Raw genomic sequence first — 14,061 nt, forward strand, 5'->3', positions numbered from 1 at the left:
AGAGACCGGGGTGGGCGACGGGAGACCGGCGCTCCTCTACGCATGGTCTCCCCCGCCTTCGTCCATCCCCGCGACGTCCAGACCTTCGTGGGTCCAGATGTGCGGCAACCGACTCACTCCCCAATCCGTTTTCGGATTCGTCACCGAGAACGGCGCCTCCCCCTCCCTCACATCGAGCATGATCAGTGGCCGACGATTGTCGATCGCCGCCACATTGAAGTGATACGAGCCTCCGAACAGCGGAAGCTCCTGGAATTGCAGGGAAATATAGTATTCGTCGCCGCCCACCGAACGCGGCGTCGCGCCGTCGAGATCGGTCGAGCCGCAGTGGCATACGAGGCCGTCGCTGCGTACGACGCCGACCGCGACACCCGGGTCGACATTCGCGGCCTCTGCGCGCCGCAGCCACACACGTAACGTGGCCGAATCACCAGTCTGGATCTGGTGAAGGGGCTCACCCGACGCGTCGAGAGCTTCGACCCGCGTGACCTCGACCAGCGGGGACACACCGTCAGCAACGCCGAGCTTGTGGGCCAGCACCCGGCCGCGGCTGCGGTCGATGTAGGCATCACAGACCTCGGCTGCCGGCCCGGCTCGCTCGACGCGGCCATGGTCGAGCCAAAGCGCCTGACGACAGAGCTTTTTCACCTGGTAGAGGTTGTGCGAGCAGAAGATCAGCGTCCCGCCACGGCGCACGAAAGCGTCGATCCGCTCGGTGCACTTGGCCTGGAACCGCTGGTCACCCACGGCCAACGCCTCATCGATCACGAGGACGTCGGGCTGGACGGCTGTGGCGACGGAAAATGCCAGTCGCAGGAACATGCCCGACGAATAGGTCCGCACCGGCTGGTCGATGAATTCTCCGAGTTCGGAGAATTCGATGATCCCGTCGACCTCGGCCGCGATCTCCTCGCGCCGCAGGCCCTGGGCCTGACCGGCCAGGAAGATGTTCTCGCGCCCGCTGAACTCCCCGTGAAGTCCCGCACCGAGCTCCAGAATCGAACCGACGCGACCTTCGACCGTGAGAGTCCCCTCGGTCGGGGTCGAAGCGCCCGCCAGCATGGCCAGCAGGGTGGTCTTCCCCGCCCCGTTGTCACCGACCAAGCCCAGGGTTTCGCCGCGCTCGAGGTCGAACGTGACGTCTTGGACGGCCTGGAAGAGCTCATGGCGATTGCCACGACCGGCCCACTCGAGCGCCCGATCAAACGGGCGGGAGTATCGGCGATAGCTTTTTCCGAGGTCTTTTGCGCTGACGGCTTTCATACCAGATCTGAAATCTCGGACCGTGCCCGGTCGATGGCGAAGGCGCCTACCAAGAGAGCTGCCAACGCCCATGCCGCGCTGTAGGCCAGGGCTCCCCACGACACCGGCGCTCCGACCGCAAACCCCCGAAATCCCTCGACTATTCCGCACAGCGGATTGAGAGAAAGGAGTCCCCGGAGAGAGGCTGGAGCAACCTCCAAGGTGTAGACGATGGGCGTCAGGTAGAACCATGCCTGCAGAGCGGCCGTAACGACTTGGGCCGTATCGCGGAAATAGACGTGCAATACCCCCAGAATCCAACCGATTCCGATGCCAAAGGCGATCTGGATCATCAATGGGATGATGCAGAGCAGCACGGAGGCCGAAACGCCGTCCCCCAACAGGGGCATCACGGCTATCAAGAGCACCAATCCGACCATCTGCTGGATCACCGCGGCCAGAACCGGCTGGACCACCACGATCTCAGGGCGGAAGGCCATCCGACGGACCAGGACGCCCCCATCCACCAGGGAAGTCGTGGCTTTTGCGAGCCCCTCCTGCAGGGCGAGCCAGGGCAGAAAGCCCCAGGCCAGCGTGACGGCAAACGGAACCCCCGTGGGCCCGCCGAGGCGGATCTGGAGAACCAGTGAGAATACCGTGGTGAGGATCGCGAGCTGAATCAGGGGGTTCAGGACCGCCCAGAGCAGGCCTGCGCTCGAACCCGCGTAGCGGGAGCGCAGATCCCGCACGGTGAGAGACGCCAGGAGCTCCCGTTGCCGCCAGAGTTCCCCGAGGGGTTGAGTCGTCATCCGGATCTTCCCCTTTGGCCCAGGTGATCTCGTTGCCGCTCGCGCTCGCGAAGCTGCCTCAAGCCACGCCAGGCGTCAGCGTTCCCGCGATCTTCGCGGGTGACACGCCGGAAGGTCCGACGCGCATTCGATTCCTCACCGACCGAGAGCTGCACCCACCCGAGAAAGAGCAGACGTTCCGGACTCGGGTCGATCCGCACAGCGCGCTTGGCCAAAGCCAGCGCGGCGTGATCGTTGCCCATTCGCCCCTCGATCGTAGCCAGGGACTCGAGCACTTCGACATCGCGAGGCCCTTGCCTACGAGCTTCGCGGAGAAGTTCCCGCGCCGGCCTCAGCCGTCCGCGACGTGCCAAGGCGGAGGCGAGATTGTGCTTTGCCCGAATCGAGGCCGGGAGTTGCTCGAGTGTCACCGTCCACAAAGTCTCATCATCACGCCAGTCCGCGGTGCGCGCGTGTGCCCTCACGCCGAGAAGAGCGAGCAACAACACCGCGACGAGCGCTACGTTTCGCGGCCACCGGCGGGCGAGCACCGCGGCCCCGTCGCCCGCCGCGAGGGCGAGACCGGCGAGCGGCAGGTACGCGTTGTGTTCCGCCACGACCTCTCGATAAGGCACGATCTGGAGGACGGGCAGCAGAGCCACCGGAAACCACAGGAGACCGGCACCTGCGATCCGACCCCGCCAGGCGAGCCAGGCGCCCAGCGCAACGGTAACGGCGAGAAGGAGAAGCGTCGCGACGGACGCACTGTCGAACCCGGAAACCGGCAGCGGCCAACCCGGCGGCCGATAGTCCGCGTACAGATGAACGGGCCACACCGAGAGAAGTCCGTAGCGACCGAGAACGTTGAGACTCAGGGCGGGCTGCGGCCCGAGCGGGTCCCCCTGTAGACGCGCGAGGGCCTCGTAGACACGCTCGAGATAGAATCGGTCGACGACTACGTACAGAGCGATCGCCGCGAGTGCGAGTCCGGCCCACGTCCCGACGGCCACGCCGCCCGCCTCCGGGTGCCGCCGCGACTGCACGACAAACAACAGCAACGCGAGCGCCGGAAAGACGGCCGCATTCTCCTTCGCCCCGAGAGCGAGTCCGGCGGCAACGATGGTGACCAGCAAGGCACCCGCCCGGCGGAGGGCGAGACCGCGGCCCTGCGTGACGAAGCCCGCCTCACAGAAGCTCCACCACGAAAGGAGCCCGAGAAGCGCGAACATCCCGGAGAGAAGGTCACGTCGCCCCGAAACATAAACCACCGCCTCGGACCCGAGCGGATGAATCGCGAACAGCGCCGCCGCAAACAGCGCTGGTCCGACCTTGCCGATCGTGCGAACGGCGAGCGCGTAAAGCAGAAGCGTCGCGATTGCGTGATACGCGAGGTTGCTCGCGTGGAAGACCCGAGCGTTCACTCCGTCCCCGAGCCAGTGATCGACCATGTACGAGATCATACGCACCGGTCGGTAAGAGACGCCGCCGGGCCGGTGTTCGAACACATCCATCGCTCGCGACAGCGGCCAGGTCACCACCCCGTTGCCGACGACGAGCTCCCAGTCGTCGAAGACGAACTCGTGGCTCACGGATCCGCCGTAGACCACCACCACGAGCGCCACCAGGCCGAGGCCGGCGACGGCGTGGCGACCGAAGAGGCTCAGTCCTCCCAAGCCCGGTTCGGGAGCAGACCGCGCGGCTTCTCCGCGGTGGTCGTGCGGCTGCGCAGACGCTCCACCGCCCCAAGCTGCTGCTTCGTCGGCAGCTGGAGGCCCTTGGTTCGCTCGATCTCGTCCACCACGTCCCACAGGCGATCCTTGTAGCCCTGCGTGACCTCGAGCGCTTCGGCCCGGTTCCGCACGACCTGCGGGGTGAGGAGGATGATGAGCTCGACGCGCTCGACGTCATCCTGGTCGAACCGGAAGAGTCGGCCGAGGACGGGAATGTCCATGAGGTACGGGATACCATTACGGACTCGGCGGGTGTTCTCCTGGATGATGCCGCCGATGAGGAGAGAATCCCCATCCTGCACGACGGCAGTCGTCTCCGCTTCCCGCGTGATGAACGACGGCGAGCCACTCGAACCGAAGGACTCCGTGCCGACTTGGCTGACTTCCTGGCGGATCTGAAGGTTCACGAGGCCGTCTGCGTTGACCTGCGGCAGGATGTTCAGGATGACGCCGGTGTCACGATACTGAACCGAGTTCAGGACGTTGGCCGTCGCGAGGGTCGATTGCTGTGTCGACGTGATGATCGGAATCGACTGGCCGATGTTGATGGAGGCTTCGCGGTTGTCCGCCGTGAGGATGTGCGGGCTCGCGAGCACTTTCAGCCGCCCCGCCGTGGCGAGCGCGGTCAGGGTAAACCGGAACGACGACTGATCGGTGATGATCGCGGTGAGCGCCCCGTTGTCGGCAACGTTCCACAACCGCTTCAGCATGTCGTCGTTGACCCCGGCCGCCTGCGACACCGCGCCGAGCATCCCGGCCACACCATCGGCCGATTCGGTCGGTGCGGGCGGGGACGGAACGGAACCGATGGCGCCGGAGTTCGCGATTACCGACTGCAGGCCCATGTCCATGGTCTTGTTCAGGCTGATCTCGGCAATGAGCACTTCGATCACGACCTGGCGCGGCACGACGTCGAGGTCGCGAAGCACCTTTCGAATCTCTTCGTAGTCCTGCTTGGTCGCGAGAATCACGAGTGAGTTCGAGACCTCGTCGGCCACGATGCGCACTTCTTCTTTGAAGAACGCGAGAGGGCCGGTGCCGCCGGCGAGAATGACACTTCCCGGACCGCCGCCACCAAGACCGCGCCCCGGCTGGCCGCCGAGAACTCCGGCCGGTCGCGCACCGCCGCGGCCGCCGCCGAAGCCGCCGCCACCACCGGAATTGCGTCCGCCTCGTCCGCCGCCGCCCTGGTTCGCCTGAGAGGCGCCGCCGAGTCGGCCGGCCGCAGCCGCGGCTCGCCCGCCACCTCCACGGCCCCCGCTCGCAAGGCGCCCGCCGCTGGCGCGGCCGAAGAGCCCACCAAAGCCGGCCTGCCCCGCCTGGCCCCGGCCCCCACCGGCGGCACCCTCGCCACCGCCGTAGAGCTCGTTCAGGACGGTCGCGAGGTCCGCGGACTTCGCGTTCTGGACGTTGTAGACGCGCACCGCGCGAGCCGAGTCTTCGTCGGGCGGCACGTCGAGCAGATTCAGCCAATACGACACGGCTTCGAACGCGTTGTCGCTGAACGCAAGGACTGCAATCGAGTTCAGACGGAGGAGGGGAATCGCGTACACGCCCCTCTCGTTCGCGGCTTCGCCGGTGATACCGTACGTATCGAGGACCGCGCTCAATTCCTGACCCAGGTCTTCGATGTTGGCGTTTTCGATCTTGTAGATCTTCGCCTTGAGGTCCTTGAAGCTGTCCCGGTCGAGCAGCTGGATCATCTCGCGCAGGCGATCGACGTTCGTCGCGATGTCCGTGATGATCAAGAAGTTGGCGCGCTGATAGGGAATGACGTCGCCACCGGGAGTGATGAACGGCTGCAGGAGATTCGCCATCTCCTCCGCGGCAATGTTGCGGACCTTCACGATCTCGACGACGAAGAGGTCGTCGGCCGTCATCTGACTGAGCTGCGACCGAGAGACGATGACCCGGGTCTTCGCGTCGGCGATGGGAACGATGTTGTAGACCTCACCGACCTTCACGGCGGCGATGCCGATGCTGCGCAGAATCTGGTTGAAGATCGGAAACAACTCGCTGCGCGGGATTTTACCCGTCGTGCGGATCGTCACCTGGCCCTCGACGCGGGGGTCGATCAGGTAGTTGATCTCGAGCGCACTCGCGAGGCTATGCACGACTTCGCGGATGTCGGCCGCCTCGAAGTTGAGGACGATCGCATCTTCGGCGGGCATGTCCGCAGCCATCGCCGCAGCCGGCGCGACGGCGGGAGCGGGAGCGGGAGCGGGAGCGGGCGCGGGCGCGCCGTTGGCGCCCACGGGACCAGCAGGCTGTGCGTCGGCCGGCAGAGACACCACCGCGATGCAAAGAATGAGGAGCGCCAGCTGCGCTACGCCACGGAAACCCCACCCCGACGTGCACACCTCGGCCAGCCTCGTACCTGGACTCGTGCGACCCATGCCCCCTCCCGCAGAGCCGGTGTAACCGAGTTGACTATCCGTTGTAAAACCCACCCGTACCCTCAACGATTCTTAGCGGCCTCGGCGCGCAGCCGTTTCAGGCGCTCCCGGGCTCTTTCGGCTCGCCGACGCGCGTCCTCGCGGCGGCGTTCGGCTTCGGACTGGGCGTCCTGGTTCGGGGCGAATGATCCTGGATTCTTCTTCCCAGCGGCCTTCACCGCCCGCTGCCCGCTGGATCGCCGAGCCGCGGCTCCCCTCGGCTGCGGCGTCTGGCGCCCACCGGGACCAAAGGACGCCTTGCCCTTCTTCGCCGTGTCGATCAGGAGCGACAGGACCACCTCTTCGCCCGTTCCTGCGACCAATGCGATGGTCTCGGTCGAGATCCGGTCGACCTTGTACCCGGAGATCTCCTCACCGACGCGAAGCCGGATCTGCTTGTTGCCCTGGGCGCTATCCATCAGCACGGCCTCGGGCTCGAGCCCGATGAACAGCACACCCGCCAGCTTCAGGGTCGGCGGAGGCGGAGGCGTCGCTTCAGGCGCAGGCGTGTCCTGGTTGTCCCCCTCTTTGCGCGAAGCATCGAAGAGATCTTGTTGAGCAATTGCGTTCACAACCTGAGGAATGGGCGGCTTCCGACTGCGGGGGGGGAGCCCTTCGAGCGGGCGGGCGGCCTCTCCGCCGGCATCGACGACTGGCGCCTGGCGGCGCCACACGTCGACCGTCCGCCAACCCGCCAAAGCGACGAGGGCCAGCAGTAAGACGTTGAGGAGACGGAATCGCTTCATTGCGCATTCACCGTTTGTGCGGTGCCCAGAGGGTCCTGCGGGATCTCCTCCCGATCTGCAACCGGGACCGCCACGGGAACCGAGCGTGCCGCCGCCTTCGCCACCGGTGCAGGCGGGGCCGCCTCCCCTGCGCCCGCAGCCGTCTGAGCCGTCTGAGCCGTCTCGGGAGCACCCTCCTCCGCCAGCCCCGCGCTACCAGCCACGACCCCGGCGATCTGGAAAGTCGCCGAAACGGCCCGCGCCTGGGGGCTCTTCGTCCGCCTGCGGATCGCCGCGCCACGCCGGCTCAGTTCGAGGAAGGGAATCGTCACACGCAGATTCCCTAACTCGAGCTCGGAGAGAAGCCCGGCGAGGTCGCGGATGTCGCCTGAAGCCGTTACCCGCAACGAAACTTGTCGGAAGGGGCCAACAGCCTCGTCCTTCAAGACCTGGGTCGTCTGAATCCGGACATTGTTCTTGGCAGCGAGGTTGGAAACGCGATCCTGCAGCTCGGCCGCGGCCAGAGTCGGCGTCGCGCCGGGGACGAGCTGGGAAACTGTGCTCCGGTAGCGTTTGCGAAGCCCCTTGAGCTGCTGCTGAATTTGGGGGGCGCGCTCGAGAAGCTTCTCGGCGCCGGCGAGACGCTGCGCGGACAACTTGATGTCGGCCTTCACGCCCGCCCGGTAGTCGAAGAACCAGGTCGTTCCGTACCGCAACAGCACCACCGCCGCGAGAATGCCGACGGCCATGTACAACCGCTGCTGGCGGTTCGTCGCCTGCAGGCGAGCGAGGAGATCGGCAATGAAATCTCTCATTGCGCGATGTCCGTCGTCAGCGAGAACCGCTCTTGGTTGTTCTGGACCTTCGTTACCGGTGAGGTGAACTGGGCATTCTTGAACAGGCGCGACTTCTCGAGCAGCGGCACGAGATCGGCGGCCGACGCAGCGAAACCCTCGAGTTCGACCCGACCGTTGCGCATTCGGAAGGTGGTGAGGTACGCGTCCGCGGGAACGACCTTGGTCAGTTCCTGAAGGAACATCGAGTTCCGCAGACTTTCACCCTGCGTCAGAAGGTCGATATTCTGCCGTAGCCCCTCCGACTCGCCGACGTTCGCATGAACACGCCGGATCTGGGGCTCGAGTCGGGCGAGCTCTGCGTGCAGGTCGCCCAGGACCACATGGTCCTTCACCATCGCACTGGTCACCCAGACGAGAGTCACGACGACGAGGACGGCTGCGAGGAAGAACGTCACGACCGGCACGCCCTCCTCGACCGCGCGGCGCTCCTCGGCCGGGAGGAGGTTCAAGCTGGTCGAGCCCTCTCGAACCGCAGCGAGAGCCGCGCCGATGGCGGGGACGAGGCGGGGAGGCGCGGTGTCGAAGAAGTCGTCCGGCGCTACGAGCGCGCCTTTGGCGGTGCTCACAAGGTCGCGGCCTTTCGCCAGAATCTCCGCCGGAAGCAGGCCACCCCCCTCCCCCGGTTCGTCGTCGGTCGCGAAACCGTACACGCGAGTCTCGGTGTCCGTCCCGCCCATGGCCGCGACTTCTCTTGCGACGAGCCCCTCGACGGCCGCCTCAGAGGCGATCTCGGAGGGCTGGAGAACGTGACTGGCCGTGATCGCTCCGTTGGACATCTGGTCCAACTCGACGACTCCACCATCATCGACCAGCGTGACGACGGAATCGTCGATACCGCTCGGGCCGAAGCTCAGGAAGTCGTGTAGCGCGATCGGAGTCGAGACGAGGCTACGGACGCGGGCGCCGCCCTCTTCGAGGGCATCGAGGATTTCGGCGGCCGTCCTTCGTGGCATGCTCATCAGGAGCACTTCGATCTTGTCCCCGGCTTCGCGGACGAGATGATCGAAGTACACCTCGTCCCTCTCTAGCGGCAGCAGGCGGTCGATCTCGAACTCAATCACCTGCGCGAGATCGCCCTTTACCGCAGCCGGCAGGCTCATCCGCGAGATGATGGCCTGACTGCGCGGCACGCTCACGTAGACACGGTCGGTATCGAGCTTGGTGTCGGTAAGGAAAGAGCGAACGGCAGCGGTGAGAGCCGCGCGGCGGGCGGGGCCATCTTCCACAGTGGGCAGGGGCACGACTCGATGCTCGTGCAGAGTCACGGTTGCGAGCCTCTTCACGAGTCTTACGAAGGCCACGCTCCGCAGGCCGATCGAGATCCCGAGCCCATCGAGGAAGTCGAGGCGCGTGGCCCGGCGGAGCATCCGATTTGCCGGGCTGCTCACGCGGCCTCCTGGAACTCAAGCTGGCCGCGATCCACGTCGGCGAAGGGGAGTTGGTCGAACCAGCGCAGAATGTAGACGCCCTCGTTGGACTCGCCGAGATCGATCACGGCCGCGATGTGCGCGCCGACCCTGGAGCCCGGAACCTGCGCCTGCACCTCGACGAACAGGATGTTCGGAGGCTCGTCACTCAGAAGGTCTGCCAGACTCGGGTCCGGCAGCATCGGCTCGATCAGGCCGAACAGCGAGCCCGTGCCGGTGTTGCGAATCTCAAGGATCTGGCCGAGCTGCTCTTCGTCCAGCCCGAACAGTGCCTGCAGCACCTCGGGAGGCGACGAGCGTATGTTCAAGACGGGCCGCGGGTTGAAGACCGTGAAAATGTGCTTCAGCCCGATCGGGTAGTCCTCGGTCTCTCCGTGGTACAGATCCCAGGTGACGCCTCGGATGAGCAGCAGTTCCTCGAGCGAATCCATCTTGGCGTTCTTGGCCGCGTACGGCCGCGGCTGATCGAGGTAGTAGTCGGTCTCCGCGCCGTTCACGCGAACCTCGTCGTCTTCGTCGCGCCAGTCCAGGATTCCCGCGGCGATCTCATCGGCCTGTTCGGCATCCAGGCCGAGATGCCCGAGGATTTGACGAAGCAATCCATCGGTCACCAGATTGACCGGGATCTTGCCCGACTCGTCGCTAATCCTCACCCACACCGGCGCACCCCACAGCTCCTGACGGTGCCACTGCCCGTCCACTCGGATCAGGGGCTCCTCCTCCTGCTCCTCGAGTGGAATGTCGATCGAGGCTTCGTCCCGAGCGATCAACGCGCGATAAAACGTGCGATTGGCCGCTGCGGTAGCAAGATAGTAGCTCTGGGTCTCTCCTGCAAAGTTCATGGTCGCGGTCACGTCCTGCCGCATCGCTGCGGAGAACTCCGCCCCGACGGCGATCAGGACGATGAAGATCCACAGAACGATGAGGAGAGCAAAGCCGCGCTGGTCCCTCGGCGACTCCAGTGGCGACTCAGGGACCATCGTCTTCCTCCAGATCACCCCCAAAGCCGCCTTCGTCGTCGTCCAGCCCCACGTCCGAATCATAAGCCCCGAGCGCGTAGATCACCGTCATCACCGGGATCTCCTGCACCCAGTAAGAATCACCGAGCCCAACCCCGTCCAACGTCACGCGGATAGCTGCCGGAGGACTTTGCTCCTCCATCCCATCCCAGGCATCGAGCCACTCCGGATCGCTCCCGTCGAGACGGAGATACTGAAATCGTACCCCCTTCAGCCCCCCGAGCAAGATTGCCTCGGCCGACTCTTCGGGCGCCTCCTCGGAGACGGCGCCCTGCGAGAAGATCAGTCGCTCGGCCATTCCTAGTTGTTGGCCGTCCGAGGCGTAGGTGACCCACCCGAGCCCCTCCCCACCCCCAAGCTGCGGCGCGGCCGTGACGAAGCTGAAGGTCTGCTCGTCTCCGATGAAGTAGGAGTGGACCTCGTCGTCCGTCTCCGCCGGGTAATCGACCATCGAGCGCACCTGGCGGGTCAGCAGCGCGGTAGCCATCCGCAGGCGGGCGGACCGATCCGCGGCCTCCTCACCACGAGGAACCGCCGTCATGGCGGTCTGAAAGACGCTGTACGTCATCGTCATCATCACGACGAGGAGGCTCATCGCGATGAGCAGTTCGAGCAACGAGAAGCCGGCTTCCCCCCCGGTGCTGATTTTGGCTGCGGCGGTCCGCACTCATTCCCCGTAGTTCGGCTCGACACGCATTGTCGCCAGCTCGTATGTCTTGACGCCTCCGGGCTCGTCCCATTCAACGACGACGGTCACGACGGCCAAGCGAACGTCGGCACGGGGCTCCCCATCGAGCTCTTCCTCGATGCCGCCCTCGCGGATGTTGCGCTCCCAACGGAAGCCGTCGCCGATCTCCCCGCCGGAAACCGAGTGCGCGAGCTCGGGCGCCCACAGCGTCGAATCCATGAGCGCCTTCGCGTGCATTACGCCCTCGGTTCGCTTCGACGCGCCGCGCGCAAGCTGGAGCGCGCCCCCGAACACCTGAAGAGCGCTGGCGACGCCGAGCCCGAGCACGGCCATGCCGATCGCGATCTCGATGAGAGTGAAGCCGCGAGACTTCACGAGGCGGACTCGTCAAGAACTTCGACCGACCCGATCAGAGGATCGAGCCTGACGACGTAGCCGAGATTCTGCGGATTCTCCGCATCGTCGACCAGAACCGACACGCCGCTGTTGCTCCCATTTGGAAAGAAGCGCACCCGCGCCACGCCCATCGCATCGATCATCACGTCACCAAATTTCGCAAGACGTACGACGTCTCCGAGGCCAATGCTCCGCTCCGTCCCTTCGACCACGAGCTGGTTCTCCACCGGGTCGATGAGCAGGACCTGCACCTTGCCGCTCTGGATCGCCTCGCTCTGCATCGTCTTGAACGCGCCCGCGAGCGCACGCACACCGCTGCGGACCTCGCGCGTTCGCATCCCCGAGTTGATCGCGGGTGCGACGAGGGCGGCCCCCATCCCGACGATCACGAGCACGATGACGAGCTCGATCAGAGTGAACCCGGCGGCACCGCGCCGCCCGGTTCGATCGAGTCCGCCGTCAGCCGGAGATGACGATGTCGGCGCCGGTTTCTCCACCACCTGAACGACCATCGGAGCCGTGGCTGCCGATGTCGTACCCCGAGCCGCCCTCACCAGGGCTGCGATAGAAGTAGGAATTGCCCCAAGGATCGAACGGGAGCTCGTCGCGCAGATAGGGGCCGGACCAGCGCGCCGCCGTGCTGGGGCGACCGCGCAGGGCCTCGAGACCTTCCTGCGTCGACGGATAACGGCCCACGTCGAGCTGGAACATGTCCAGCGCGTTGCGCAGATTTTCGAGCTGCACGCGCGCCGTCTTGGGCTTGGCTTTCTCACTCTGCCCGATGAAATTCGGAGCGACCAACGTCGCCAGGAGACCGATGATGACGAGCACGACCAGCAGCTCGATCAGCGTGAACCCCGACTCCCGAGCGAGTAGCGCTCTTTTCCCTTCCGCATTCACTTCCATGAACTCCTTCGCGAACCTCGCACTCAGAACGGCATGTTGTTGACACTGGTGATCGCCGAGAACATCGATAGCACCACGAAGGCAACGACGACGCCGCCGACGAGGAGCATGATCGGCTCCAGCAGAGATGTGAGAGACTTAACGGTAGTACGCACTTCGCGGTCGAAATAGTCTGCCACCTGCACGAGCATGTCGTCGAGGCGACCAGTCTCCTCGCCAACGCTGATCATTTGCAGGGCAAGCGGCGGAAAAACGCCGGTGAGACTGAGCGGGCCGGAAACCCCGGACCCACCCCGGACCCCCACCTTTACTTCGTCGACGGCTTCCGCCAGCACGACGTTACCCGAAACATCGCGCACGATGTCGAGGGCCTGCAGCATCGGCACGCCGCTGCGCAGCAAGGTGCCGAGGGTACGCGAGAACCGTGCGACTGCAACCTTCCTGGTGAGGTCGCCGATCAGGACCACACTCAACTGAAAACGATCCCACTGGAGCCGACCCGCCGGCGTCCGCACCCAGTGCGTGAAGCCGACACCGATCGCGACCGTCAGGAGCAAGCCGATCCACCAATACGACCGCATCCCGTCGGACATGTTCATGAGCATGCGGGCGCTGAACGGCAGCGTCTGGCCGCCCTGCGTGAAGATCGTCTGGAACTTCGGCAGAACGTAGGTGAGCAGAATCGTGACGGAGCCGAACGAGGTGAGAAGCAGGATGCAGGGATAGACCAGCGCCGACCGCACTTCGTCACGGAGTTCCGTCGCGCTCTCCAGGTACTCCGTCAGCCGTTGCAGGACCGTGTCGAGCATGCCGCCGAGCTCGCCGGCCTTCACCATGTTGATGTACAACGGCTCGAAGACCTTCGGGTGTTCCGCCAGAGACTCCGCGAGGGACTTGCCCCGCTGAACCGACTGCAGGATGTCGACGACGACGATCTTCATCTCGGGGTTTTCTGCGAGTTCCGAGAGGATCGAGAGACTACGGTCGAGCGGCAGTCCTGCCCCGAGCAGGGTGCTCAGCTCGTGGGTCAGGATCAGGAGGTCCTTGTGCTTGACCTTCCGCTTGAAGCTGATCTCGGGCAGCGACAGGCTCGCCAGGCCGCTGCGCTCCGGACTCGGGGTGGCCACCTTGAGCGGAACCAGGCCCCGTTCCTGCAGGCGAGACACCGCCGCCGAAACTTCGGCCGCCTCGATCATGCCTTCGAGGACTTTCCCTTCGCCGTCGGCGGCGCGGTACTGAAACTGGGGCATCTCTACCTGTGTCCGTTCGGGCGGCGGCGGGCGAGCCTCGACTTGACCCTCATAGACGGCATCATCACCGCCCTATTCAGCCAAGACCACTCCCCCGCGGCCCCACCCCACTAGAACTAGCCGAATCGGCCCGACCTGGACAACCGGGGGCCGCGCCAAACCGTTCCGAGAATCGCCTCCCGGACCTCAAATCTCATCGATCGAGCGAGGCCAATCCGCCTTCAGGAGCCGGGACAGCGCCCGGTCCCGCAGGAGCTTCCCGCCCGTCTGGCAGGCCGCGCAGTAGATTCGTCTCATTGTCGGCGTACCCGATCCGCTGGACCAGATGGCCGCAATCCGGGCAAGGCTTGCCGTGCCCGCCATGGACGGCGAAATCGTCCCGCAAGGCCGTCACGTCACCCGCACCGGGGAATCGACCTTCGAATTTTTGCTCGAGTCGATCCACCCAGCGGCGGAGAACCTCCTGAACCGCCGCCTGCAGGCGGCCGACCTCCTCGTCGGCCAGCTTCTGAGAATACTGAATCGGTGACAGCCAAGCGGCGTGAAGAATCTCGTCCGAGTTAGCCGTTCCCGATGCCCCTGAACGTGTTGGGGTCGG

14 protein-coding genes are annotated in these 14,061 nt (G+C 65.3%); 1 reads left to right on the plus strand and 13 read right to left on the minus strand.

Annotated elements, in window-relative coordinates:
• Positions 1-36 precede the first annotated feature (36 nt).
• From P8R42_12620 to P8R42_12680, 13 genes are all read right to left on the minus strand, one after another.
• Positions 37-1,263: an ABC transporter ATP-binding protein gene (locus P8R42_12620; GenBank protein MDG2305464.1), complete on the minus strand. Its 1,227-nt coding sequence runs from the start codon at positions 1,261-1,263 to the stop codon at positions 37-39.
• Complete coding sequence (locus P8R42_12625; protein ID MDG2305465.1) at positions 1,260-2,051, minus strand: ABC transporter permease; 792 nt, start codon at positions 2,049-2,051, stop codon at positions 1,260-1,262. The genes P8R42_12620 and P8R42_12625 overlap by 4 nt, the downstream gene beginning before the upstream one ends.
• On the minus strand, positions 2,048-3,703 hold the full coding sequence (locus P8R42_12630) for a hypothetical protein (GenBank protein ID MDG2305466.1): 1,656 nt from the start codon (positions 3,701-3,703) through the stop codon (positions 2,048-2,050). Before P8R42_12630 ends, P8R42_12625 begins: the two co-directional genes overlap by 4 nt.
• Complete coding sequence (gene gspD / locus P8R42_12635) at positions 3,691-6,156, minus strand: type II secretion system secretin GspD (GenBank protein ID MDG2305467.1); 2,466 nt, start codon at positions 6,154-6,156, stop codon at positions 3,691-3,693. Before gspD ends, P8R42_12630 begins: the two co-directional genes overlap by 13 nt.
• 62 nt (positions 6,157-6,218) lie before the next feature.
• Positions 6,219-6,941, minus strand: a complete 723-nt coding sequence (locus tag P8R42_12640) for a hypothetical protein (GenBank protein ID MDG2305468.1) — start codon at positions 6,939-6,941, stop codon at positions 6,219-6,221.
• A complete protein-coding gene (gene gspM / locus P8R42_12645) occupies positions 6,938-7,735 on the minus strand; it encodes a type II secretion system protein GspM (GenBank protein MDG2305469.1) in 798 nt (265 codons plus the stop codon). The genes P8R42_12640 and gspM overlap by 4 nt, the downstream gene beginning before the upstream one ends.
• The gene (locus P8R42_12650; GenBank protein MDG2305470.1) at positions 7,732-9,165 is read right to left on the minus strand and encodes a PilN domain-containing protein; all 1,434 of its coding nucleotides are present in this window, start codon (positions 9,163-9,165) and stop codon (positions 7,732-7,734) included. The genes gspM and P8R42_12650 overlap by 4 nt, the downstream gene beginning before the upstream one ends.
• Positions 9,162-10,184 carry a type II secretion system protein GspK gene (locus P8R42_12655; GenBank protein ID MDG2305471.1) on the minus strand — a complete coding sequence of 341 codons (1,023 nt, stop codon included), beginning with the start codon at positions 10,182-10,184 and terminating at the stop codon, positions 9,162-9,164. The genes P8R42_12650 and P8R42_12655 overlap by 4 nt, the downstream gene beginning before the upstream one ends.
• On the minus strand, positions 10,174-10,890 hold the full coding sequence (locus tag P8R42_12660) for a type II secretion system protein GspJ (GenBank protein ID MDG2305472.1): 717 nt from the start codon (positions 10,888-10,890) through the stop codon (positions 10,174-10,176). Before P8R42_12660 ends, P8R42_12655 begins: the two co-directional genes overlap by 11 nt.
• A complete protein-coding gene (locus tag P8R42_12665; GenBank protein ID MDG2305473.1) occupies positions 10,891-11,286 on the minus strand; it encodes a type II secretion system protein in 396 nt (131 codons plus the stop codon).
• Positions 11,283-11,807, minus strand: coding sequence for a prepilin-type N-terminal cleavage/methylation domain-containing protein (locus P8R42_12670; protein ID MDG2305474.1), 525 nt, complete (start codon positions 11,805-11,807; stop codon positions 11,283-11,285). The genes P8R42_12665 and P8R42_12670 overlap by 4 nt, the downstream gene beginning before the upstream one ends.
• Positions 11,767-12,213, minus strand: a complete 447-nt coding sequence (gspG, locus tag P8R42_12675; GenBank protein MDG2305475.1) for a type II secretion system major pseudopilin GspG — start codon at positions 12,211-12,213, stop codon at positions 11,767-11,769. The genes P8R42_12670 and gspG overlap by 41 nt, the downstream gene beginning before the upstream one ends.
• A gap of 23 nt (positions 12,214-12,236) precedes the next feature.
• The gene (locus P8R42_12680; GenBank protein ID MDG2305476.1) at positions 12,237-13,463 is read right to left on the minus strand and encodes a type II secretion system F family protein; all 1,227 of its coding nucleotides are present in this window, start codon (positions 13,461-13,463) and stop codon (positions 12,237-12,239) included.
• 361 nt (positions 13,464-13,824) lie between these two features.
• On the opposite strand from P8R42_12680, the gene P8R42_12685 reads away from it, so the two are divergent.
• Positions 13,825-13,992, plus strand: coding sequence for a hypothetical protein (locus P8R42_12685; GenBank protein ID MDG2305477.1), 168 nt, complete (start codon positions 13,825-13,827; stop codon positions 13,990-13,992).
• Positions 13,993-14,061 lie beyond the last annotated feature (69 nt).

It is taken from the genome of Candidatus Binatia bacterium (assembly GCA_029243485.1).
GTDB lineage: Bacteria > Desulfobacterota > Binatia > UBA12015 > UBA12015 > VGTG01.

Coding starts and splice junctions, on each gene's coding strand:
- P8R42_12620 (MDG2305464.1), bottom strand. CDS start 1,263: ATGAAAGCCGTCAGCGCAAAAGACCTCGGAAAAAGCTATCGCCGATAC.
- P8R42_12625 (MDG2305465.1), bottom strand. CDS start 2,051: ATGACGACTCAACCCCTCGGGGAACTCTGGCGGCAACGGGAGCTCCTG.
- gspD (MDG2305467.1), bottom strand. CDS start 6,156: ATGGGTCGCACGAGTCCAGGTACGAGGCTGGCCGAGGTGTGCACGTCG.
- P8R42_12640 (MDG2305468.1), bottom strand. CDS start 6,941: ATGAAGCGATTCCGTCTCCTCAACGTCTTACTGCTGGCCCTCGTCGCT.
- gspM (MDG2305469.1), bottom strand. CDS start 7,735: ATGAGAGATTTCATTGCCGATCTCCTCGCTCGCCTGCAGGCGACGAAC.
- P8R42_12655 (MDG2305471.1), bottom strand. CDS start 10,184: ATGGTCCCTGAGTCGCCACTGGAGTCGCCGAGGGACCAGCGCGGCTTT.
- gspG (MDG2305475.1), bottom strand. CDS start 12,213: ATGGAAGTGAATGCGGAAGGGAAAAGAGCGCTACTCGCTCGGGAGTCG.
- P8R42_12680 (MDG2305476.1), bottom strand. CDS start 13,463: ATGCCCCAGTTTCAGTACCGCGCCGCCGACGGCGAAGGGAAAGTCCTC.
- P8R42_12685 (MDG2305477.1), top strand. CDS start 13,825: ATGGACGGCGAAATCGTCCCGCAAGGCCGTCACGTCACCCGCACCGGG.